The organism is Rhodococcus sp. NPDC060090, assembly GCF_042729855.1.
Lineage (GTDB): Bacteria > Actinomycetota > Actinomycetes > Mycobacteriales > Mycobacteriaceae > Rhodococcus.
On the sequence record NZ_JBHWXB010000007.1, the window covers coordinates 163049 to 184610 of the forward strand.

Here is a 21562-nt window from a genome sequence, read left to right on the forward strand (position 1 = left end):
TCATGGGACAACTGGACGACAAGACCGCCCTCGTCACCGGCGCCTCCAGCGGCATCGGCCTGGCGATCGCCCGCCGTTTCGCCGCCGAGGGCGCCACCGTCTACCTGACCGGGCGCCGCAAGACCGAGCTCGACGCCGCCGTCGCACAGGTCGGAGACCTAGGCATCGCCATCCAGGCCGATGCCTCCGATCTCGGCGACCTCGACCGGGTCTTCGCCGAGATCACGAACCGCAGCGGCCGCCTGGACATTGTGGTGGCCAACGCCGGGGTCGGGGAATACAGCCCGCTCGGCACGATCACCGAGGAAGAGTACGACCGCACTGCCTCGATCAATTTCAAGGGCACGGTCTTCACTGTCCAGAAGGCGCTGCCGCTGCTGACGGCCGGCGCGTCGGTGACGCTGATCTCTTCCAACTCGGCTCTGCTGGCCACCCCGGGCCTGGGCGTCTACGCCGCCTCCAAGGCCGCGGTCCGCAGTCTCGCGCGTACCTGGGCCGTTGAGCTGGCCGGCCGCGGAATCCGCGTCAACGCTCTTACCCCCGGCCCCGTCGAGACCCCTGGCCTGGCCGAGCTCGTCGCCGCTTTTCCGCGCGACGATCGGCCCACCGCGGCCGAGCCCGCCCCACCGACCCCACTCGGCCGCTTGGGCCGTCCCGACGAGATCGCCGCTGCCGCCCTCTACCTGGCGGGCGACCAAAGCAGTTTCACCACCGGCGCGGAACTGCTCGTCGACGGCGGCGTCACACAGCTCTAGGCGGCGAATCGGCGAGGCGGGACGCATCGACGCTCCAGGACCTCCGAGCCGCGTACTTGCGACCGTCTTGCCAGGGCAACGGCTCCGACACAACAAGAAGCGCGTCATGAAGAGCGTGGTCGGTCCACTACCGGGCAGGCCGTCTTCCTCGCCGGTGACGACGAGAGCGCCAAGCCGCCTTCACACGACTGCTGACCGAATTCTGGTTCGCGCCGGTCGACCTCGGCGCGCTATGCAAAGGCGGGGCGCTCATGCAGCTCGGCTGGCCACTGAGCGGCAAGCACTTCCTGTTCCAGAGCTGAGGCCCGACCGACACCCTCGAGAGACGAAGAGACAAAGGACAAAGGGACGATGACACCAGATACTCAGACCTCGCGCACCGTGGCCGAGAAGTTCCTGGAGCGCCTCGGCAGGCAGGACCCCGACGGCATCCAGGAACTGTTCTCCGAGGAGATCGACTGGCACGTCCCCGGCAGCGACGCGCTGCCCTGGACCGGGCGCCGTACCCGCCGGGAGGAAGTCGCCCCCTACTTCACCACCATGTGGCCGCACTTCGCGCACGGCCAGAGCGAGGTCGTGCTGGAGCGCCTCATAGTCGACGGTGGTGACGTGATACTGCTGGCAGTCTTCACGCACACCGCCGTGACCAGCGGCAAGGAGTTCACCACACCGGTGGCCATGCACCTGGCGGTCGAGGACGGCCGAATCGTTCGCATGCACCTCTACGAGGACACACTGACCGTCGCCGAGGCGTTCAACGCCGGCTGAGCGGAGGGTACTGCTGCCGTGCTGTTGTCGTGGACTCCCAGCTTTTTCAACCGCGAGTACGGCATGGCCCCGGACAAAGCAGGTGTGATCGCTTCGGTGTTCGTGTTGCTGATCGGCACCGGCATGGTGGTGTGCGGATTCATCACCGACCGGGTCAGCCGCAACAGCCCTTCCGCGAAGTGGTCCAGTGCCATTGTGTTCTGCGTTATTTCGCTGGCTTCTCTCGGGGTCGCGTTCCAATTGGAGCCGGGTGCGGCACAGTTGACACTCATCGCGATCGGGGCGTTCTTCTCTGCCGGTTCGTCCGGTCCGACTGCCGCGATGGTGGCCAGCCTGACGCACCAGTCGGTGCGGGCTTCCGCCCTCGGCTCCCTGACCGTCGCCAACAACATCTTGGGGCTGGCGACCGGACCGTTCTTCGTCGGCATCCTCGCCGACCGTCTCGGCCTCGTCGGCGCACTGCAACTTACTCCACTGGTGTACTTGCTCGCGATCGTGGCGCTGCTCGCCGGCAGGCGGTTGTATGCAGCCGGTCTCGCGAAACTTGCGGTGCAGAGTGCCGCCGCAGGCAAGGCCTGACCTGCGGCCAACTCTGTGCGGGCGCTGTGATCATCGGATCAAGCAGATTGCGCAGCTCTGCCAGCGTCGCGGCATCGATGAGCTCATCGATGAGCATCACGAACGGACAGCGACCACCGGTCTCACCCATGAGACTGGGTCGGGGCGGTCAGGCGTTCGCCGGCGAGCGGGTGAAACGTTTACGCAGTGCCAGCGAAACGTAGATCAGAGCAACAAGGACGGGCACCTCGATCAGCGGACCCACCACCCCGGCCAGGGCCTGACCGGAGGTGACACCGAAGGTGCCGATCGCCACGGCAATGGCGAGTTCGAAGTTGTTGCCCGCCGCAGTGAACGCCAGAGTCGTGGTGCGTTCGTAGCCGAGACCGATCGCGGCACCGAACAGGAACCCGCCGCCCCACATGAGGATGAAGTACGCCAGCAGCGGCAGAGCGATGCGGACGACGTCCCATGGCTGCGAGGTGATCTGCTCACCCTGCAACGCGAACAGGATCACGATCGTGAACAACAACCCGTACAGTGCCCACGGGCCGATCTTCGGCAAGAACGTGCCCTCGTACCACTGGCGGCCCTTGGCCTTTTCACCGAAGTGGCGGGTGAGGAAACCGGCGACCAGCGGGATGCCGAGGAAGATCAGCACCGATTTGGCGATCTGCCACGGCGAGACGTCGAGGGTCGTCTGCTCGAGTCCGAGCCAGCCGGGCAGCACCGAGAGGTAGAACCAGCCGAGCACCGCGAACATGATCACCTGGAAGACGGAGTTGATCGCGACGAGCACGGCGGCTGCTTCGCGGTCGCCGCACGCGAGGTCGTTCCAGATGATGACCATCGCGATGCAGCGGGCGAGGCCGACGATGATCAGGCCCGTGCGATACTCGGGCAGGTCGGGTAACAGCAGCCACGCGAGGGCGAACATCAGCGCCGGGCCGAGCACCCAATTCAGGATCAGCGAGGAGATCAGCAGCTTGCGATCGCCCGTGACAGTGTCGAGGCGGTCGTAGCGCACCTTCGCGAGCACCGGATACATCATGATCAACAAACCGAGCGCGATCGGCAGCGAGATGTTGTCGATCTCGAGGACACTCAGTGCGTCGCCGAGCCCAGGTATGAGGCGACCGAGCAGTAGTCCGACGACCATGGCGATGCCGATCCACACCGCGAGGAACCGGTCGAGGACCGACATCTTCCCGGCGACAGACCGGTGTTCGGTCGTGGTGGTCACGAGTGAGTTCCCGCGAGAGCGGCTGTCGGGGTGCAGGCAGAAGCGGGCAGGACCCCGGATTCGGTGGCGAGCACCGCAGAGAGCTGTTCGAGAGCTGCCGGGATCACCCGGTAGTAGACCCAGGTGCCGCGACGCTCGCAGTCGAGCAGTCCGGCTTCGCGCAGCACCTTGAGGTGATGCGAAATGGTGGGTTGCGACAGGTCGAACGCGGGGCTGATGTCGCACACGCAACTCTCACCGCCCTGGTGACTGGCGATCATGCTGAGCATCCGCAGCCGCACCGGATCACCGAGGGCCTTGAACATGCGGGCCAGGTCTGTGGACCGATCCGAGGTGAGGGGCTCGCGCGAGAGCGGCGGGCAGCACGGCTCGGCCCCGCTCGACAGCTGATTCGACATCCGTCTATATTTTCCTCTATCAATCCAGTCGTCAAATGGGAAGGGACCTCCACGTGCCCACTGCTTCGGTGCTGTTCGTGTGTGTGAAGAACGGCGGAAAGTCCCAGATGGCCGCAGCGTTGATGCGCAAGACCGCCGGCGACCGCGTCGTCGCCCACTCGGCCGGCACCGTCCCCGGGCCGTCACTGAACGCTCTGTCGGTGCAGGTCCTCCATGAGGTAGGCGCCTCCATCGACGGTGAGCACCCCAAGCCGATCGATCCGCAACTACTCGGTGAGGTCGACCTGGTGGTCACTCTCGGCAGCGAAGCCCGCGTCCACGCTCCCGCCGGCGTGGCCGTCGAGAACTGGGACACCGACGAGCCTTCCGAGCGCGGCATCGACGGAATCGAGCGCATGCGCCTGGTCCGCGACGACATCGCCACCCGGGTCGACGAACTCACCACCCGATTACTCGCCGCGACCCACTGAGCACCTTGAACCATCCCGGGTTTCATGCACACACTGTCATTGTGTGCAACCGGGCGATCTGCACGGTGTCCGGCGTAGTACTCGGCCTCGCATTCGCCCGGTGGGGTCCACTGCTCGTCTCGTCGAAGGCGTTGCCGTAGGCATCGGCCACTGGCCCTATCGACGGCCGAAGCCCTTGCAGGAACAGGGTTTCCCCGAACCGCACAGCCACGTATCGAGAGTCCGCATTCGAGTGATGAATAGTTCCCTCGCGCAACGGGTTACCTAGAGCCGCCCGCAGCCTGCAGGTGGGATCCCTGTCGTTGCACGAATACGGTTTCCTTGGACGTCGGCACCTCCCAACCAACGATCGTTCCGACGAACACATCGATCACGAACGCCGCATACGCGAACCGCGGCATGCCCCTCCCTTTAGGTGAAGTCGGCGACATAGAGCATCGGGCCACTCGGCCCGGAAGTTCCGGTCGACCAGATCCGGCGGCCGGGTTCGCCCTGATACATATTCCCATGAGGACATCGACGCCTTCACCGGCAAACCGACTTGGTTACCGTGACGCAAAATGGGTATCGCATGCGACAGCCGGGGTTGTCCTCATGGAAGTGCACCTCGGTCGAGGTGCCGCCGGTTCAGCAGCGTAGCCGGCGGCACCGCTCGTGCGGTCACGGACGAGCAGTGTGATCGGGGTGACCGTCGGTGCGTCGCCGCTCTTTCATTTCCGACTCGAACACATGTCGTTTGCCGTCTTGCAATGCCTCCCGCACCCGACGTTCTTCGGAGCGAAACACAGACCAGTAGTTGTCGTCGAAGTCTTCGACGATCTGAAAAGTCCAGCGTCCACTGATCACGTTGCGGCCGAGCATCTCTTGCTCCAGCCGGGTGGCGTGATCAGAGTGCCCAGCGGCCTCGAGCATGCCGATGGCATCTTCGAGAAGCAGGTCCGCGTGCCCGATCAATTGATGTAGGTCGTAGAGATGTCCACGGGCGCGCTCGACGCATTCGAGAGCCTCCGATACTTTGCCTACCGCGGCGATGGTGTCGTCGCCGGCACCGGTGGGTCTGCGGTGTTCCGAGTCGGGCCGGCCGCTATTGCTGTTCACCGAGGGTGTATTCCCGCCGGCAGGCACTTCAAACGACATCGCAGCCGTGGCCTCACCTGTGCGGAGGTACCTGTGTGGTGCGCAGCTCGTAACGGCGTTCGGCGTAGGCGAGATCGTCACGCCAGAGCCGGGCTGCGGCACGGCGCATCAACGGACGCAGCATCGGCGCAGCACGACGTGCCGCGGTGAAGCCGCTCCGAGGCGAAAAAGCGAGGACCGCTTCGATCACCGCGGTACGGGGCCGTCCATCGGGGCCCGGGCCGAGCGCGGTGGCGTGAGTTTCCACCACGCTGTCGGCACCTTCGCCGTCGAGGATCCGCATCACCACGGTCCGAGGTTCCGGGCTGGTGAACTCAGCGCGCACGGGCACCCCGAGGCGCCGCCCGACACGGAAGGTCACGGCCACCACGAACCGATCGCCGCTATCTGGATCAGGGGTCTCCAGTACGTCGAGATGGGTGAACGAATACGGGTGGAACCATGCGCCGTGCCACGGATCGAGCCGGTTGGCCACGATGTCGACGGGCTCGCACACCCCAACCATGGTCGTCACGGCCGCCAGATGTGCATGCGCAGGCGGCCGGGGGCCGATGATCGGCGCCGGGGTCGGCGTCTGTCGTCCGATGTGGTCGAGGCGCACCCAGGCCAGTACACCGTCATCGTGGCTTGGCCACGGTGTCCAGCCGGGCACCCCCTCGGCGGCGATACGCAGCCCGTGCCAGCGGCATCGCAGCGCACCGCAGTCGAGTGCTGCGCGGGCCAGCGGCGCCCCGAGATGCGGACATGCGCCGGGGCCGACGATCAAGCGTCCGGTTCGGTCGCGCCACGCGACGAGCTCCACACCGGCGACCGTGACACCGATCGGGTGTTCGGTGCCGATCCCGTCGCTGGCGGCGATGACGAACCAGTTTCCCGACGGGCGGGCCTGCGTGCGGTCGAGGACAGCGGCGATAAGTCCGGGGTCTGCGTCATGATGTGTGGGGCGTTGCGCACTCCAATCGAATTTCTGGAGAGGCTGCAGCGGAATATTGTTCGGCCATTTCCCCGGGCCGGAAGCGGATCCGCTCATGTCTGGCGGTTTCCGGTCGCGGCCAGCCATCGCAGCACAGTGTTGCGACCGCGAGTGGGCACGGTGTACAGGTCGTGACCGACCAGTTCCCACGTGGCGAGCAGACAGTTGGCGGCGTGCAGGCCTGTGGTGGCGGCGCGTTCCATCAACGCAACCGGCAGATCGATCCTCACCAGGTCGCCGGCCAGCATCAGCCGCGGGTGCGGAGTGTGCACCGGGGGACGATGAGCAAAGTCGCCGACACCGAACAGCGGACAATCGGATCGGCGCTGCGTATGCTCGGCGACAATGCGGGCCGTAGCGGTTTCCGGGTAGACCTCGTGCAACCGCTGCACCAGTTGCGCTGTCAATTCTGCGGGTCGCAGGTGCGTGTCGTGGCTCGGGATATCCTCGGGGAGGGCGTAGGCGTGCAGTTCGACGACGGCCCCATCGTTGCGCCGCGCCCACGTGGCGGCCTCGTGCTCGTATCGGTCGGGCACACTGATGTTGTCCAGCGGCGCAAGGCCTCCGGTACCCAGAAACGGTGCCCGGTGTGCAGCGACGGGACGGTCCAGCCACAGCCGGTGCACCAGAAACGGTGGAGCGGTTCGCAGACGCGCAATCTGGGTACGCCACTGCTCATCGCCCAGGTCCGGCGAGGCCTCGACCAGTGTGCGCAGCCCCGCGGTATCGAGAGCGAGGACTACCGCATCGACGTCGAGTACGGCGTCGTCGCGGTGGTGCAGCCGGAAGGTGCGCGGACCGCCGGTCTCGACGGCGGTGACGGTGGTGTCGAGGCATATATCGACGCCGAGATCGGACAGATACCGGCCCAACGGATTCCACAAGGCGGTGTCGTAGTTGGCGGTCGGCACGTCGAAGAGCAGCCCTTCGGCCGAACCGAGGAAGTAGATATGGAACATAGCGGCCAGTTCTGCCGCCGACATCGCCCCGGGTGAGGCAAAGAAACTGCGGGAGAACACCTCGAACGCCAAATGGCGCGCAGCGGCGGGAAACTGCATGCGCTGCAGAAACGTTGCCGCGTCGATGTGGTCGAGGCGATGATAGATCTCCGGCACACTGACGTCTGCCAGTGGCGCGGCGGCGCGAGCATCGATCCGCATCAGATCCGGGACCGTGAAAGTGGGGCTGCGCAGGGCGAATCGCAGTGCACTCCACGGCGGGGTACGCGGTAACCCTCGGAAACTGTCGAGACGGCCGTGTGCATCGAGGAGCGGATAGTCCTCGACCGGGGTCAACCGGTCCAGGTTCGGGTCAGTCCGGGCCAGTAGCTGCCGCAGGTTGTAGTACTGGCGAAAGAACGCGTGGAAGCCGCGGTTGACCGCCACCTGCGTCCCGTCGGGCAGTGATTCGCTCCAGCCACCGACCCGGCCCCCGAGATACGGTGCGCGCTCGATCAGCGTCACGCCTACGCCGCGTTCGGCGAGCCCGGTGGCCGCGGCCAACCCGGCGATGCCACCCCCGACGACCGCGACCTGCGGCCTTTGCGCAAGCTGACCGGCGCTTTCTGCGCCGGGACGTGCACGATGTCGCACGGCGCGCGGGTCACTGCCGACGCGGACGGTCACGGTACGTTTCCCTGCTGGGGCAGGCCCCGGGTGATGTTGTCCCTATGGGGCAGCATCGTCATCTCGGTAGGTCTGCTCACGGGGTGTGCGCTCTGTCGCGGGGTGAGGTGGCGGAACATCGGATAGGCCACGGTTGCTTCTCCTTTCCCGGCGTGTAGGAGGAGGCAGGAGTTCTGCAATGCACTCGGATGGACCGTGCAGAACTCATCCTAACCATCAAGCGATGCGTCACTGGTGCATTCGTCGAAGTGGCCCCGCCGACGAGCAGGCCGACCTCGGACCCGCAGGATCATCCCAACGGCCGGTGAAGCGGCCATCGGTCGCGAACTCCCACGGCGTCCACTCCCACGAGGTCGGCGGGTAGCCGACGCGGTAGGCGGCAGCTCCCCGGACTTGGGCGCAGCAGACATCGCCGCGAGAGGTGGGGACCAACGTGCGGGCGGCTGCGTTCATCCGACCGCCGCGAACTGACGCGCAGCCGCGAGGACCTTCGGTCCGACGTCGGGGAGATCACCCTCGCGCAACAGCAGCGCCGGCGGACGGTCATCGAGGATCGGGTTCAGGCCCTGGAACCAGGTCTGGGCCACTGCCGGGGTGTCGCGTTCCGCGATCAGACGGGCGGCGCGGTAGGCGATGCGGAGGCGTTCGACGGCGGTCTCATTGTTGATGGTGCGAGTACCTTCGGCCCACTGGCGTACAGCCCGGGTCTCTTTCACCTTCCCGAGATACGCGACAAACTTGGCACCGAGCAGCTCACGCAGCGCCGTGACCAGCTCCGATTGAGACATACGGGCGGCGTCGTTGTAGGCGGCGAGGTCGGGTCGTGGGTGTGCAGTTGCCATTACAATCCACCTCCTGATCACACGGTAAATCACACGCCCAATGCCGTCCACGTTCTCCACCCGCTGACCAGATCCACAGGCGTCACCATCGGAAGGCAACAGCTCTCATCAGGACAGCCCTGGCCGGTGTCGACACCCGACCGGGACTCCGGCAGGGCTTCAGCCCTCGATGATCCTTTTGATCGCGGCGAGCGTCGCGGGGATGCCTTCCCTGGCAGCCGCTTCCCGCGCCGCGATCTCCTGGGTAGCGTCAGAACCGAAGCGTTCGTCGAAGAACTTCCTTCCGGCCTCGCCGAACTCCCACGTCTCCGTCAACTTCGTACCCGCATCGACGGGTTCCATGAAGTAACTCCAGCGCACGACACCGGGGCCGACCGACCACGCGAACTCCCTGCCCGGGGCGGCAACGACCACCTCCGAGCGTGTCTCCCAGGTGCGGTCCGGGGTCACGTTCCGCCCGGTGAAGAAAGCACCGACCTCAGGCCCCTGATCCGAATCCCACCAGCACTCCGCGCACACCGGCGACCACTCACCCGTCCGCGTCACATCCGACACGAGCGCGTACACCTCCTCCGGGGTAGCACGTACGACGACAGAGGACTCCAATATCAAAGGCAAGGTCTGCATGGGCGCTATCTTGCCCTGCTCGGCTCCAGAAGGAGCAGAACGGCCCCGACTCGAGCCGAATCCGCCGACCTACCGTTCCCGGGCGAAGCTCAACGTCTCCCCCACCACCCCCTGTATCCACAGGTCGTTGCATGCGACCGCGAGGTCGGACAGTCCGTCCACGATGGTCGCGAACACGTTTCCCGGCACCCAGCCCACATCGCCGTTGATGAGCAGGTTGTTGCGTCCGTAGAACAGCGCCAGATCGGTGGCCCCCTGCTCGTGGTGGGCCTCGGATCCCGGTTCGTATCCGTATGCCGGGTTGCCGATCTCCCACGGCTCGAAGTCGAAGAGACAAACATCTCCGGGAATAGGTGTGACCGTGGGATTTTCACGATGGGGTGCCGTCGTGATCCGGGGCACGAGGGTGTACACCTCATTGCGTGCGTACTTCGCGTGGAACGCCGCGCCGCTCTGCGGCAGAGCGTTCCACACTGCCTCACATGTGAGCGGCGCTTCGGCGTCGAGAAGTTTTGCGCGGCAGGAGATACCTCGCTTGTCGAGCGTGATCGTGATGTAGCGGGCCACAGAAACTCCTGAGCGCGATCAGATTTCGGAGAGCACCTCGGACCAGATCCCGAGGCCGTCCTCGATCTGTTCGGATGTGACGATGAGTGGCGGGATCATCCGCACGACATTCATGTATGCGCCGCACATCAGGAGAAGCAGCCCTTTCGATGCTGCGAGTTTCTGTGCGGCTGCGGCTCGTTCGTGATCGGGCGTGCCGTCCGCGCTGACGAACTCGCTGCCCACCAGCAGTCCCAAGCCCCGCACGTCCCCCACGGCGTCGGTGGCCCGTGAGCGCGCACCGTCGAGCAGTTCGCTGCCGCGCGACGCGGCGTTCTCGACGAGCCCTTCCTTCTCGATGACGTCGAGGGTCGCGACCGCTGCCGCACACGACACGGCATTGGCGCCGTAGGTTCCACCCTGGGACCCGGGCCACGCCTTGGCCATGAGCTCTTCGGAGGCCGCGATCCCCGACAGCGGGAAGCCGCTGGCCAGGCCCTTCGCGATGGTGATCACGTCGGGACGCGTGTCGAAGTGCTGGTGTCCGAAGAACTTTCCGGTGCGCCCGAATCCGGTTTGGATCTCGTCGAAGACGAGGAGGATGCCGTGCCGGTCGGCGCGCTCGCGCAGGCCCTGGAAGAATCGGGTGTTGCCCGGCACGTAACCGCCTTCACCGAGAACAGGTTCCACGATGAACGCCGCAGTTTCGGCGGGTGAGGTGACCGTCGCGAAGAGGTAGTCGAGTTCCTTCAATGCGAAATCGGTGGCCTGATCTTCGGTCCATCCGTATCGGTAGGCGTTGGGGAACGGAGCGATGTGCACCCCGCCCATCAAGGGGCTGAATCCCGCGGAGAATCGCGTGCCCGAGGTGGTCATCGACGCGGCCGCCACGGTGCGGCCGTGGAATCCACCGTGGAACACGATCACGTTGGGACGTCCGGTCGCCTGGCGAGCGAGACGCAACGCCGCCTCGACCGCCTCGCTCCCCGAGTTCGCGAAGAACAGTGAGTCCAGGCCCTCCGGTAGGACGGCGCCGAGTCGTTCGGTGAGTTCGAGCAGGGGTTTGTGCATGACGGTCGTGTACTGGCCGTGGATCAGCGAGCCGATCTGTCGCTGCGCTGCTTCGACGACGTGCGGGTGGCAGTGACCGGTGCTGGTCACACCGATCCCCGCCGTGAAGTCGAGATATCTGCGTCCGTCGGTGCCGTAGATGTAGCTGCCGGCGGCGTGGTCGACGGTGACGGGCGTGGCTTGCTGAAGCAGTGGAGACAGTCGAGTCATGACAACCCTCCCGGGTTCGGCGACCGATTTTCGAATCCCAATCCTATTGTTGGATTGTTGACAATATGCATAACATGGGCGGAGGCCGAAGGCAACGGACGAAAGGCATGCCATGCCCGATCAGGCGGTCAGTCAGAACGACAAGCTGAGCCAGAACGAAGACGCAGCCATCCGGACGGTCCCGACGGGCCTCTTCATCAACGGCCGATGGCAGGACGCCGACCGCACGATGCCCGTCGTCGACCCGTCCACCGAGCGAGAGCTGTGCTCGGTCGCCGATGCGAGCCCCGCCGATGGGATGCGTGCCCTCGACGCCGCGGCAGCGGCCCAGGATTCGTGGGCACAGACGTCACCGCGTGAACGCTCGACGATCCTCGCGGACGCGTATCGGCTCATGCTCGAGAACGTCGACCGGCTCGCGCTCGTCATGACCCTCGAGATGGGCAAACCGCTGGCAGAAGCACGCGGCGAGATCACCTATGCGGCCGAATTCTTCCGCTGGTTCGCCGAAGAAGCCGTGCGCATCGACGGCGGCTACATGCAGGCCCCCGCAGGTGGATCGAGATTTCTCGTCACCCGGCAGCCCGTCGGCCCGACCCTCCTCATCACCCCGTGGAATTTCCCGATGGCGATGGGCACCCGCAAGATCGGCCCGGCCATCGCCGCCGGCTGCACGAGCGTGATCAAGCCGGCGTCGCAGACCCCGCTGTCGATGCTCGCCCTCGTCGATCTCCTCAGCGAGGCAGGGCTTCCGCCCGGTGTCGTCAACGTCGTCACCACCTCGAAGTCCGACGACGTGATGGCCCCGCTGATCCTCGACCCACGCTCGCGAAAACTGTCGTTCACGGGATCGACCGGAGTCGGCAAGCACCTGCTCGAACTGTGTGCGAAGACGGTCATGCGCACCTCGATGGAGCTCGGCGGGAACGCGCCGTTCCTCGTGTTCGACGACGCGGACCTGGACGCCGCCGTCGACGGCGCGATGGCCGCGAAGATGCGCAACATCGGGCAGGCCTGCACCGCCGCGAACCGCATTCTCGTCCAGCGCGGTGTCGCCGAGGAGTTCACGAGGCGCCTCACCGAGCGCATGTCCGCGCTGCCGATGGGTCGCGGTGTCGAGGACGGGGTGGTCGTCGGTCCACTCATCAACCGCGCCGCGGTCGACAAGGTCGGGCAACTCATCGACGACGCCGTGACGCGCGGCGCGACCGTCGTCCTCGGCGGCGCTCCCGTCGACCGGCCCGGATTCTTCTATCCGGCGTCGGTGCTCACGAATGTCACCGACGACGCGGAGATGTGCCATACCGAGATCTTCGGCCCGGTCGCAGCGATCAGTACCTTCGAAACCGAAGACGAAGCGGTCCGCCGCGCAAACGACACCCCCTTCGGGTTGGTGTCCTACGTCTATACCGAGAACTTGCGACGAGGTCTGCGCGTGTGCGAGGCCCTCGAAGCCGGGATGGTGGGGCTCAATCAGGGCGTGGTCTCCAACCCGGCCGCACCGTTCGGGGGAATCAAGGAGTCCGGGCTCGGGCGCGAGGGCGGTTTCACCGGAATCGACGAGTTCCTCGAAACCAAGTACATCGGCGTAGCGCTGTAACCGATCGGCGCGCACGACGAGCGGATGCCTGGCAGGATCGCTTCATGCCGGCCGCACAAGTGGCGCGGGTTCGCGCCGAGTTGAACACTCACCCGGCTGGGCGTGCGCTAGAGCGTATTCTGTTGGGGCTCGGGAGGATCGAACTCGTCGACCGCTCGATGACGCTCGCCGCACAGCTGTTCACCTCGGTCCTGCCCGTCATCATGGCCGCATCGGTCCTCGTCGATAGCGCCGCGCTGCGGGAGACTCTGCTCGACCCGTTCGGAGTCGATCCGAACTCGTTCGTCCAGGACGGGTTCGAGGTGACATCCGAGGCCGCGGCGTTCGGTGCGGTGGGCTTGCTGATGGTCCTGATCAGCGGCACGTCGTTCGCGCGTGCGCTCGGCAGGGTGTACGGGAAAATCTGGGCCACACCCGTGCTGCGCCTGTCCCATGCATGGCGGTGGTGTGCGGTACTGCTTCTGGTCGCGACATCCGCGTTGGCCACCGGGCTGATCCACCAGCTGGGGTCACCGATTCTCGCGGTCGTCGCCCAGTTGGTGCACGTGGGTGTGCGTGTGGACGGCATGCCCGGCGCTGCTCACATCAGGTCTCGTCCCCATCCGAGTCCTGATCGGGGCGGGTGTTCTCACCGCGACACTGCTCACCGCGGTGAGTATCGGAGGCAGGGTCGTGCTACCCCATGTCACCGCCAGTTCCGAAGCACATTTCGGGACGCTCGGGATCGTCTTCACCATGGTCGGCTATCTGTTCGTCGTCGCGATTGTGCTCGTGGCGTCGCCGGTGATCGTCCAGGCGGCCATCTCTCCCAGCGCTCCGGGTTGATCGGCGACAACGACTCCGGATACGCCGAGGACTGGATCTGCCGCTGACCACGAACGCAGCGGCGATCATCTTCACCGTTACGACTGTCGTCGGGATGGGCATTCTCGTCATTCGACAGAGCCGGCGGTGGCTCTTCGTGCTGCCCGTACTGGGACTGCGGGTCAGGTCCTCGAGCCCGTGTACGGATTCCGGTCACTGCTGGCATTCAAGACCGAGTTTCGGCCCCCGCCATCAGCTGTACATGGTGTTCCCCGATTCCACGGCGTTGCCCGAAAATCGGACCCGCGGTCGGCCACGCGTCCCTGCCGAACATGTGGTTCGAGCAGGGACGGCAGCTGACGTCGCGAATTCTGCAGCGCTGAGATCGGTCACTCGCCCTTCAGGCGCAGTCCATGCAGACGCTCTCCGCGGGGTCGGCCATGCGATTGCGATGCTGGACGAGAAAGCAACGCGTGCAGGTGAATTCATCCGATTGACGGGGAACGACACGAACCGTGAGTTCCTCACCGGACAGATCGGCGCCAGGAAGCTCGAACGATTCGGCAGTATCGGCCTCCTCCACGTCCGCCACCGCCGCCTGCGCGGAGTTGCGGCCGGGGCCCAAAATGTCGAGCGACTCATCGTTGCTTTCGACCCTGGGGCGGTCATAGTCGGTTGCCATGGGCTCCTCCGTTCGTGGATGTTGGCGGCTGCCGGTTACCGGCCTTGGTTGACCGATGGTAGAGCACAACACGCCACGGTGAGGATTTATGCCCGATCACATGGGCAACAATTTTCGGATCAGCTTTCGGTCACTACAGCCAGGTGTCCTCGGAGGCCGTGGTGAGAAACGCTTCGAGATCGTCGCGCCACGGGGCCGGGGTGGTCTTCTCCGGTTCGATGCCCGTGTACTGGCCTCGGTAGAACAGCAGCGGCCGGCCCAGCTCGTCACCCACCTCGCTCAGCGAGGAGACCCGACCGAACACGACCCAGTGATCACCGCCGTCGTGCACGGTCTCCACGGTGCAGTCGATGTGCGCTAGCGATCCGTCGAGAATGGGTGAGCCGAGCGGCGACGACGTCCACTCGACACCCGCGAACTTGTCCGGCTCCCTCGACCCGAAGCGGGCGCACACGTCCTGCTGCTCTTCCCCGAGCACGTTCACACAGAATCGGCCGCTGCGTTCGATCGCCGACCACGAGCGGGATTGCTTCGTAGGACAGAACAGGACGAGCGGCGGGTCGAGCGACAGTGCCGCGAACGACTGGCAGGCGAATCCGACGGGCGCGTCGTCGTCGATCGTCGTGATGATGGTGACGCCGGTGCAGAACTGCCCGAGGACGGTACGGAACGTCCTCGGATCGAGGGGCGCAACCCCCTGCGACTGTTCGAACGCACCGGCGTCGCCGTCCGTGGGGACAGTCATTGTTGGAACCCCACCGAGAAGTCGTGCCCCCACAGGCTCACCGCGGTCGACTCCCGGGCAATCCAGCCCTCGTCCTCGACCTGCAGTCCTTCACACCCGAATTCGACGTCGAAGCCGCCCGGCGTCTTCATATAGAACGAGAGCATCTTGTCGTTGACGTGGCGGCCGAGAGTCGCCGACATCTTGACCTTCTTGCGCAGCGCCCGGTCGAGCCCGAGTCCGACGTCGTCGGAGTTCTCGACCTCGATCATCAGGTGCACGATGCCGCTGGAGGTGGGCATCGGCATGAACGCAAGGCTGTGGTGACGGGGGTTGCATCCGAAGAACCGCAGCCACGCAGGCTTGCCGTCGGCGGGCCTGCCCACCATCTGCGGGGGCAGTCGCATCGAGTCGCGCAGACGGAAGCCGAGGACGTCGCGATAGAACCGCAAGGACTCCTCGTCGTCGCGGGTGGAGAGCACCACGTGACCGAGGCCCTGCTCGCCGGTGACGAACGTGTGCCCGTACGGACTGACGACGCGTCGGTGTTCGAGCGCGGCACCGTGGAACGCCTCGAGGGTGTTGCCGGACGGATCCTGGAACACGATCATCTCGTCGACGCGGCGGTCGGCGATCTGCTCCGCGGTGCCTTCTTTGAACGGAACCCCGGCTGCCGACAGGTTGTCGCGCACCGTCTGCAGGTCGCCGGCGTTCGCGGTTTCCCAGCCCGACACCAGCAGATGGTCGGTGTCGTGGGGCTCGATGACGAGGCGGGCGGGGAAGTCGTCCATTCGTAGGTACAGGGCGTCGGGGTTGGTGCCCTTGCCCTCGACCATGCCGAGTACTTTGAGGCCGTAGTCGCGCCAGGCGCCCACATCGGTCGCGCCGATGCGCAGATATGCCAGGGACCGGATCGACATCACTTACCTCCGTCCGTGAGGAAATCCGCCGTGATCCGGTTGAATTCCTCGAACTTCTCGAGCTGTGCCCAGTGCCCGCAGCCACCGAACACGTGCAGTTGCGCGCGCGGGATCATCTTGAGTGCGACGAGCGCACCGTCGAGCGGGTTGACGCGGTCTTCGCGACCCCAGATGAGCAGGACACGCTGCCGGAGTTTGTAGGCGTCGCGCCAGAGCATGCCGAGTTCGAAGTCGGCACTGGAGAACGACTTTCCCATCGCCTTTGCGGCAGCGAGTGATTCGGGTGCGCTGGCTGCTTCGAATCGCTCGTCGATCAGTTCTTCGGTGACGAGCGACTGGTCGAACACCATGATCCGCAGGAAGGTTTCGAGGTTCTGACGCGTCGGCTGGTAACTGAACTTGCCGAGATTGCGAACCCCCTCGGTCGGGTCGGGGGCGAACAGGTTGACGCTGAGCCCGCCCGGGCCCATGAGGACCAACCGGCCGGCGCGGTCGGGGAAGTCGAGAGCGAAACGCACTGCAGCGCCGCCGCCGAGGGAGTTGCCGAGCAGGTGGACTCGCTCGATGCCGAGGTGGTCGAGCAGGTCCTTCAGCGCGGTCGAGCTGTGCACGAAGTACTGCGGGTGCTCGGTGGGCTTGTCGGACTTGCCGTATCCGGGCTGATCGACGCAGATGACGTGGAACTTCTCCGCGAGCACGGGGATGTTGCGAGAGAAGTTCGACCAGCCCGACGCACCCGGGCCACCGCCGTGCAGCAGCACGATCGTCGTGTCGTGCCCGATGCCTGCCTCGTGGTAGTGCAGGCGCAGATCGTCGCGGACCTGCGCGAAGCGGGACGTCGATTCGTAGGTGATCTCTTGCGTTGCAGTCACGGGCGATCCTTAAACCATCGTGTCGGTGAGAGGAAGACCGAATTCCGCGCCGCCGAACATGACGTATGCGCGTTCGGCGTCGTTCGCAGCGTGCACACGACCGGCGTGAGCGTCGCGCCAGAAGCGTTGGATGGGCGTGCCGTTGGCGAGCGCAGTGGCGCCCGAGTTCTCGAACAGTCGGTCGATCGAGGCGATGGCACGACCGGTCGCGCGCACCTGGTCGCGGCGGGCGCGCAGGCGGAGCTCGATCGGAACGTCTTTGCCTTCGAGAAGACATGCGTACTCGTCGGCAACGTTGCCCGACAGCTGACGCCACGCGGCGTCGATATCGCTGGATGCTTCGGCGATGCGGATCTTCGCGAACGGATCGTCCTTGGCCTTCTCCCCCGCGTATGCGGCGCGCACCCGCTTGCCCTGATGCTCGACGTGGGCGTCGTAGGCCCCGTACGCCATGCCGACGATCGGAGCAGAGATGGTCGTGGGGTGGATGGTGCCCCACGGCATCTTGTAGACGGGTGCGGTATTGCGTTCGAGACCGGGCGAGGCCAGATCGTTCATCGTCTTGAAGCTCAGGAAGCGGTGTCGCGGAACGAACACGTCCTTGACGACGATCGTGTTCGAGCCCGTTCCTCGCAGGCCGACCACGTTCCACACGTCGTCGATCTCGTATTCGGAGCGCGGGATCAGGAAGCTGCCGAAGTCGACGGGACGCCCGTCCTTGATGACCGGGCCTCCGACGACAACCCAGGTCGCGTGATCGCTGCCCGACGACCAGGCCCAGGAACCGTTGACCTTGTAGCCGCCGTCGACAACCTCGCCGGCACCCATCGGCGCGTAGGACGAGGAGATCCGCACATCCGTGTCGTCTCCCCAGACGTCTTCCTGCGCCTGCTGATCGAACAGTGCGAGGTGCCAGTTGTGGACGCCGATGATCCCGGACACCCAACCAGTGGACCCGCAAGCACCAGCGATGTTGCGCACCGCGCTGTAGAAGGTGACGGGGTCGGCCTCGTACCCTCCCCACTGCGCCGGTTGCAGAAGTTTGAAGAACCCGGATTCCTGAAGCGCCTTGATCGAACTGTCGGGGATGCGGCGAAGATCCTCGGCCTCCTGCGCGCGTTCCCGCAGGCTGGGCAGCAGAGCGTCGATCCGCTGCAGTACCTCGTGACTGTCGTGGTCACCCACTGGACGCTCCCGTCTGTTCAGGAATTGATCGCTTGGTTCGAGACTAGAACATGTTCTTATTTGTGTCGAGACCGGAGGAGTTCGATGACGCGACAGGTTCCACCGGGACCAAAGTCCCCGTTCCCTTTCGATCACGGCCGAAATTCTATAACGTGTTCTACTAAGAGATCCTGAAGGAAGTGAGCGGAGATGGCACAGATTCGCGAGATCGACGTCGGAGAGACACGGACCCGGTTCGCGCGGGGCTGGCACTGCCTCGGACTGAGTCGCAGTTTCAAGGACGGCAAGCCGCACTCCGTCGAGGCCTTCGGCACCAAACTCGTGGTCTGGGCCGACAGCAACGACGAGATCAAGGTGCTCGACGGCTACTGCAGGCACATGGGCGGCGACCTGTCCCAGGGGGAGGTCAAGGGCGATTCGATCGCGTGCCCGTTCCACGACTGGCGCTGGGGCGGCAACGGCAAATGCACCGATATCCCCTACGCCCGTCGCGTTCCTCCACTCGCCCGCACCCGCGCCTGGACCACGATGGAGAAGCACGGCCAGCTGTTCGTGTGGAACGACCCGGAAGGCAACAAGCCACCGGAGAATGTCACCATCCCCGAACTCGAGCAGTACGGGACCGACGAGTGGACCGACTGGACGTGGCACCAGATCGTCATCGAGGGTTCCAACTGCCGCGAGATCATCGACAACGTCGTCGATATGGCGCACTTCTTCTACATCCACTACGCCTTTCCCACGTTCTTCAAGAACGTCTTCGAAGGCCACGTCGCGGAGCAGTACCTCAACACCCGCGGACGCCCCGACAAGGGCATGGCCACCCAGTACGGCATGGAATCGAAGCTCGAGTCGTACGCCGCGTACTACGGCCCGTCCTACATGATCAACCCGCTGAAGAACAGCTACGGGGGCTACGAGACCGAATCCGTGCTGATCAACTGCCATTACCCGATCACGCACGATTCGTTCATGCTCCAGTACGGAATCATCGTCAAGAAGCCGACCGGCATGAACGCCGAGCAGACCGACATGCTGGCCGCCAAACTGACCGAAGGTGTCGGCGAAGGCTTCCTGCAGGACGTCGAGATCTGGAAGAACAAGACCAAGATCGAGAATCCGCTGCTGTGCGACGAGGACGGCCCGGTCTACCAACTGCGCCGCTGGTACGAGCAGTTCTACGTCGACGCGGCCGACGTCACCGACAAGATGACCGGACGCTTCGAATTCGAGGTCGACACTGCCAAGGCCAACGAGGCCTGGGAGAAGGAAGTCGCCGAGAATCTCGAGCGCAAAGCGGCAGAAGAGGAAAAGCGCAAGCAGGAAGCGGAGGTCTGACGTGAACGCCTCGACCCGAGAAGCCAAATGGGCGAAGTCCCCGAATTTCGCCGATCGCCCCGACCGGGTCGAGGCCATCGCCGCCCAGACCGCAATAGACAAGATCAACTATCTCGACTCGGGCCTCCACGAAGTCACGTGTCGCGAGTGCGGCACGTGTGTTCTCGTGCGCAAGAACAGCTACCGACACACGAGCGTGCAGTGGCGCGACGACCCGAGCGCCGTGTGCCCGGTCCTCCGCGCCGACGCCGCAGGCATGGGCACGTCGATCACACCGCGTGAGGGCTGCCCGAATCTACGTGACAGCATCGAACAGGCCGTCATTGACGGCTCGGTTCCGGTGCCCGGCAATGCTTCCGCCGAACAGCACTGAAACGTGTTTTCCGTCCTCGAGCGGGGATCCGAAACCGCTGTCTGCAGACAAAAGATGGACTCGGTGCGGTCTCATTCTATAACGTGTTCTACATGACAATTCAGGAGTACGACATCGTCGTCGTCGGCAGCGGCGCCGGCGGCATGACCGCCGCGATCACCGCTGCCCGCCAGGGCGCAAGTGTCGTCCTGATCGAGAAGGCACCCCACTACGGCGGCTCGAGCGCACGCTCCGGTGGCGGCGTATGGATTCCCAACAACGACGCCCTGAAAGCAGCCGGTGTCGACGACACCCCGGAAGCGGCACGCACCTACCTGCACAGCATCATCGGCGACGTCGTCCCCGCCGAACGGATCGACACCTACATCGACCGCGGCCCCGAAATGCTGTCGTTCATCCAGAAGAACAGCGCACTCGAACTCGACTGGGTACCGGGATATTCCGACTACTACCCCGAAGCGCCCGGCGGGCGAGCCGGTGGCCGCTCGGTGGAACCGAAGCCGTTCGACGGCAATCGCCTCGGCGACGACCTGAAACTCCTCGAACCCGACTACGTCAAGGCACCACCGAACTTCGTCATCACCCAGGCCGACTACAAGTGGCTCAACCTGCTGATGCGCAACCCGCGCGGCCCGCTGCGCGCAGCGAAGGTCGGCGCGCGGTTCGTGTGGGCCAAGATCACCAAGAAGAACCTGCTGGTCCGCGGTCAGGCCCTGATGGCCGGATTGCGCATCGGCCTTCGCGACGCCGGTGTCCCCCTCTTGCTCGACACCGCCCTGACCGATCTCGTCATCGAAGACGGGGTCGTGCGCGGAGTGCGCGTCGAATCCGGCGGCGAGGAACGGACCATCCACGCGCGCAAGGGCGTCATTCTCGCTACGGGCGGCTTCGAACACAACGCGGAGATGCGTGCGCAGTACCAGCGTCAGCCGATCGGTACCGAGTGGACGGTGGGCGCGAAGGCCAACACCGGCGACGGTATCCGTGCCGGCCAGGCGGTCGGCGGTGCGGTCGATTTCATGGACGACGCCTGGTGGGGGCCATCGTTTCCGCTCACCGGCGGCCCGTGGTTCGCATTGTCCGAACGCAGCCTGCCGGGCTGCATGATGGTCAACAGCGCCGGGAAGCGGTTCGTCAACGAATCCGCACCGTATGTCGAGGCCACCCATGCCATGTACGGCGGGAAGAACGGGCGCGGCGACGGACCGGGCGAGAACATTCCGGCCTGGCTGGTCCTCGACCAGCGCTACCGCAACCGGTACACCTTCGCCGGCATCACGCCCGGGCAACCGTTCCCGAAGCGATGGTTCAAGGCGGGGGTGATCGTCAAGGCCGACACGGTCAGCGAACTCGCCGAGAAGATCGGTGTTCCGGCGTCCGCCCTCACCGAAACCGTCGAGCGCTTCAACGGTTTCGCTCGTTCCGGCAAGGACGAGGATTTCGGCCGTGGCGAGTCGAAGTACGACCACTACTACGGCGACCCCCGCAACAAGCCCAACCCCAGCCTCGCGGTGATCGGCAAAGCGCCCTACTACGCAATCAAGGTGGTTCCGGGAGACCTCGGAACCAAGGGTGGTCTCGTCACCGATGTCGATGCCCGCGTCCTGAAAGAGGACGGCACGGTCATCGACGCCCTGTACGCGACCGGCAATGTCAGCTCCCCCGTGATGGGCCACACCTACGCCGGCCCGGGCGCCACCATCGGACCCGCGATGACCTTCGGCTACCTGGCCGTCCTCGACATTCTCCGCAGGGACGAAAACCGATCGGCCGACGAGCCCGTCGTGGACACCGCCGACCGCACATAGCCTGCGCCTGTCCGGCGCCGAAGCACGGCCCGG

Annotated in this window: 22 protein-coding genes and 1 pseudogene; 9 read left to right on the top strand and 14 right to left on the bottom strand. The window is 65.2% G+C overall.

Translation table 11 applies throughout. The features are described from left to right. Window positions 1–2: 2 nt before the first annotated feature. The 3 genes and pseudogenes from ACFWCF_RS11885 to ACFWCF_RS11895 all read left to right on the top strand — a co-directional run. Window positions 3–755 carry an SDR family NAD(P)-dependent oxidoreductase gene (locus ACFWCF_RS11885; protein WP_378561211.1) on the top strand — a complete coding sequence of 251 codons (753 nt, stop codon included), beginning with the start codon at window positions 3–5 and terminating at the stop codon, window positions 753–755. 351 nt (window positions 756–1106) lie between these two features. Then, window positions 1107–1523 (top strand): nuclear transport factor 2 family protein, encoded by a 417-nt coding sequence (locus tag ACFWCF_RS11890; RefSeq protein WP_378561214.1) that lies wholly within the window; start codon window positions 1107–1109, stop codon window positions 1521–1523. Between the two features lie 9 nt (window positions 1524–1532). Beyond that, window positions 1533–2102: pseudogene (locus tag ACFWCF_RS11895) on the top strand (MFS transporter); the annotation flags it as partial. Window positions 2103–2250: 148 nt separating this feature from the next. Here ACFWCF_RS11895 and arsB read toward each other — a convergent pair. Both arsB and ACFWCF_RS11905 read right to left on the bottom strand, forming a co-directional pair. Next, the gene (gene arsB, locus ACFWCF_RS11900) at window positions 2251–3285 is read right to left on the bottom strand and encodes an ACR3 family arsenite efflux transporter (RefSeq protein ID WP_378561484.1); all 1035 of its coding nucleotides are present in this window, start codon (window positions 3283–3285) and stop codon (window positions 2251–2253) included. Window positions 3286–3320: 35 nt separating this feature from the next. Next, window positions 3321–3722 (bottom strand): ArsR/SmtB family transcription factor, encoded by a 402-nt coding sequence (locus ACFWCF_RS11905; RefSeq protein WP_378561217.1) that lies wholly within the window; start codon window positions 3720–3722, stop codon window positions 3321–3323. A gap of 53 nt (window positions 3723–3775) precedes the next feature. Here ACFWCF_RS11905 and ACFWCF_RS11910 point away from each other — a divergent pair, with 53 nt between their 5' ends. Continuing rightward, complete coding sequence (locus ACFWCF_RS11910; RefSeq protein WP_378561220.1) at window positions 3776–4192, top strand: low molecular weight phosphatase family protein; 417 nt, start codon at window positions 3776–3778, stop codon at window positions 4190–4192. A 660-nt stretch (window positions 4193–4852) separates the two neighbouring features. Here ACFWCF_RS11910 and ACFWCF_RS11915 read toward each other — a convergent pair. The 7 genes from ACFWCF_RS11915 to ACFWCF_RS11945 all read right to left on the bottom strand — a co-directional run bounded on the left by ACFWCF_RS11915 (window position 4853) and on the right by ACFWCF_RS11945 (window position 11223). Then, entirely contained in the window at window positions 4853–5329 is a 477-nt protein-coding gene (locus ACFWCF_RS11915) for a hypothetical protein (protein WP_378561223.1), read from the bottom strand. A 13-nt stretch (window positions 5330–5342) separates the two neighbouring features. Further along, the gene (locus tag ACFWCF_RS11920; protein WP_378561226.1) at window positions 5343–6359 is read right to left on the bottom strand and encodes a DUF5914 domain-containing protein; all 1017 of its coding nucleotides are present in this window, start codon (window positions 6357–6359) and stop codon (window positions 5343–5345) included. Further along, the gene (locus ACFWCF_RS11925) at window positions 6356–7927 is read right to left on the bottom strand and encodes an FAD-dependent oxidoreductase (protein WP_378561228.1); all 1572 of its coding nucleotides are present in this window, start codon (window positions 7925–7927) and stop codon (window positions 6356–6358) included. Before ACFWCF_RS11925 ends, ACFWCF_RS11920 begins: the two co-directional genes overlap by 4 nt. 449 nt (window positions 7928–8376) lie before the next feature. After that, window positions 8377–8769 carry a hypothetical protein gene (locus tag ACFWCF_RS11930; protein WP_378561230.1) on the bottom strand — a complete coding sequence of 131 codons (393 nt, stop codon included), beginning with the start codon at window positions 8767–8769 and terminating at the stop codon, window positions 8377–8379. A gap of 159 nt (window positions 8770–8928) precedes the next feature. Continuing rightward, window positions 8929–9396, bottom strand: coding sequence for an SRPBCC family protein (locus ACFWCF_RS11935; RefSeq protein WP_378561233.1), 468 nt, complete (start codon window positions 9394–9396; stop codon window positions 8929–8931). A 69-nt stretch (window positions 9397–9465) separates the two neighbouring features. After that, window positions 9466–9963, bottom strand: coding sequence for a DUF3830 family protein (locus ACFWCF_RS11940; protein ID WP_378561235.1), 498 nt, complete (start codon window positions 9961–9963; stop codon window positions 9466–9468). Window positions 9964–9981: 18 nt separating this feature from the next. Beyond that, window positions 9982–11223, bottom strand: coding sequence for an aspartate aminotransferase family protein (locus ACFWCF_RS11945; RefSeq protein WP_378561237.1), 1242 nt, complete (start codon window positions 11221–11223; stop codon window positions 9982–9984). 112 nt (window positions 11224–11335) lie between these two features. On the opposite strand from ACFWCF_RS11945, the gene ACFWCF_RS11950 reads away from it, so the two are divergent. Continuing rightward, on the top strand, window positions 11336–12823 hold the full coding sequence (locus tag ACFWCF_RS11950; protein WP_378561239.1) for an NAD-dependent succinate-semialdehyde dehydrogenase: 1488 nt from the start codon (window positions 11336–11338) through the stop codon (window positions 12821–12823). Between the two features lie 44 nt (window positions 12824–12867). Next, window positions 12868–13695, top strand: a complete 828-nt coding sequence (locus tag ACFWCF_RS11955) for a hypothetical protein (RefSeq protein ID WP_378561241.1) — start codon at window positions 12868–12870, stop codon at window positions 13693–13695. A gap of 332 nt (window positions 13696–14027) precedes the next feature. Here the strand turns inward: ACFWCF_RS11955 and ACFWCF_RS11960 are convergent, their stop codons facing one another. The 5 genes from ACFWCF_RS11960 to hsaA all read right to left on the bottom strand — a co-directional run bounded on the left by ACFWCF_RS11960 (window position 14028) and on the right by hsaA (window position 18010). After that, on the bottom strand, window positions 14028–14309 hold the full coding sequence (locus ACFWCF_RS11960; RefSeq protein ID WP_378489055.1) for a DUF4193 domain-containing protein: 282 nt from the start codon (window positions 14307–14309) through the stop codon (window positions 14028–14030). A gap of 133 nt (window positions 14310–14442) precedes the next feature. Next, window positions 14443–15054, bottom strand: coding sequence for a 3-hydroxy-9,10-secoandrosta-1,3,5(10)-triene-9,17-dione monooxygenase reductase subunit (hsaB, locus tag ACFWCF_RS11965; RefSeq protein WP_378489056.1), 612 nt, complete (start codon window positions 15052–15054; stop codon window positions 14443–14445). Beyond that, complete coding sequence (hsaC, locus tag ACFWCF_RS11970) at window positions 15051–15953, bottom strand: iron-dependent extradiol dioxygenase HsaC (RefSeq protein WP_378561243.1); 903 nt, start codon at window positions 15951–15953, stop codon at window positions 15051–15053. Before hsaC ends, hsaB begins: the two co-directional genes overlap by 4 nt. Then, window positions 15953–16825, bottom strand: a complete 873-nt coding sequence (gene hsaD, locus ACFWCF_RS11975; RefSeq protein WP_378561245.1) for a 4,5:9,10-diseco-3-hydroxy-5,9,17-trioxoandrosta-1(10),2-diene-4-oate hydrolase — start codon at window positions 16823–16825, stop codon at window positions 15953–15955. Before hsaD ends, hsaC begins: the two co-directional genes overlap by 1 nt. Before the next feature lie 9 nt (window positions 16826–16834). After that, window positions 16835–18010: a 3-hydroxy-9,10-secoandrosta-1,3,5(10)-triene-9,17-dione monooxygenase oxygenase subunit gene (hsaA, locus tag ACFWCF_RS11980; RefSeq protein ID WP_378561247.1), complete on the bottom strand. Its 1176-nt coding sequence runs from the start codon at window positions 18008–18010 to the stop codon at window positions 16835–16837. 189 nt (window positions 18011–18199) lie between these two features. Here hsaA and ACFWCF_RS11985 point away from each other — a divergent pair, with 189 nt between their 5' ends. The 3 genes from ACFWCF_RS11985 (at window position 18200) to kstD (ending at window position 21529) form a co-directional block, all read left to right on the top strand. Next, window positions 18200–19348: a Rieske 2Fe-2S domain-containing protein gene (locus tag ACFWCF_RS11985; RefSeq protein WP_378489060.1), complete on the top strand. Its 1149-nt coding sequence runs from the start codon at window positions 18200–18202 to the stop codon at window positions 19346–19348. 1 nt (window position 19349) lies between these two features. Continuing rightward, window positions 19350–19721, top strand: a complete 372-nt coding sequence (locus ACFWCF_RS11990; protein WP_378561250.1) for a hypothetical protein — start codon at window positions 19350–19352, stop codon at window positions 19719–19721. 92 nt (window positions 19722–19813) lie between these two features. Continuing rightward, on the top strand, window positions 19814–21529 hold the full coding sequence (gene kstD / locus ACFWCF_RS11995; RefSeq protein WP_378561253.1) for a 3-oxosteroid 1-dehydrogenase: 1716 nt from the start codon (window positions 19814–19816) through the stop codon (window positions 21527–21529). Window positions 21530–21562: the final 33 nt, after the last annotated feature.

Coding starts and splice junctions, on each gene's coding strand:
- ACFWCF_RS11885 (WP_378561211.1), top strand. CDS start 3: ATGGGACAACTGGACGACAAGACCGCCCTCGTCACCGGCGCCTCCAGC.
- ACFWCF_RS11890 (WP_378561214.1), top strand. CDS start 1,107: ATGACACCAGATACTCAGACCTCGCGCACCGTGGCCGAGAAGTTCCTG.
- arsB (WP_378561484.1), bottom strand. CDS start 3,285: ATGTCGGTCCTCGACCGGTTCCTCGCGGTGTGGATCGGCATCGCCATG.
- ACFWCF_RS11905 (WP_378561217.1), bottom strand. CDS start 3,722: ATGTCGAATCAGCTGTCGAGCGGGGCCGAGCCGTGCTGCCCGCCGCTC.
- ACFWCF_RS11915 (WP_378561223.1), bottom strand. CDS start 5,329: ATGTCGTTTGAAGTGCCTGCCGGCGGGAATACACCCTCGGTGAACAGC.
- ACFWCF_RS11920 (WP_378561226.1), bottom strand. CDS start 6,359: ATGAGCGGATCCGCTTCCGGCCCGGGGAAATGGCCGAACAATATTCCG.
- ACFWCF_RS11930 (WP_378561230.1), bottom strand. CDS start 8,769: ATGGCAACTGCACACCCACGACCCGACCTCGCCGCCTACAACGACGCC.
- ACFWCF_RS11935 (WP_378561233.1), bottom strand. CDS start 9,396: ATGCAGACCTTGCCTTTGATATTGGAGTCCTCTGTCGTCGTACGTGCT.
- ACFWCF_RS11945 (WP_378561237.1), bottom strand. CDS start 11,223: ATGACTCGACTGTCTCCACTGCTTCAGCAAGCCACGCCCGTCACCGTC.
- ACFWCF_RS11950 (WP_378561239.1), top strand. CDS start 11,336: ATGCCCGATCAGGCGGTCAGTCAGAACGACAAGCTGAGCCAGAACGAA.
- ACFWCF_RS11955 (WP_378561241.1), top strand. CDS start 12,868: ATGCCGGCCGCACAAGTGGCGCGGGTTCGCGCCGAGTTGAACACTCAC.
- ACFWCF_RS11960 (WP_378489055.1), bottom strand. CDS start 14,309: ATGGCAACCGACTATGACCGCCCCAGGGTCGAAAGCAACGATGAGTCG.
- hsaB (WP_378489056.1), bottom strand. CDS start 15,054: ATGACTGTCCCCACGGACGGCGACGCCGGTGCGTTCGAACAGTCGCAG.
- hsaC (WP_378561243.1), bottom strand. CDS start 15,953: ATGTCGATCCGGTCCCTGGCATATCTGCGCATCGGCGCGACCGATGTG.
- ACFWCF_RS11985 (WP_378489060.1), top strand. CDS start 18,200: ATGGCACAGATTCGCGAGATCGACGTCGGAGAGACACGGACCCGGTTC.
- kstD (WP_378561253.1), top strand. CDS start 19,814: ATGACAATTCAGGAGTACGACATCGTCGTCGTCGGCAGCGGCGCCGGC.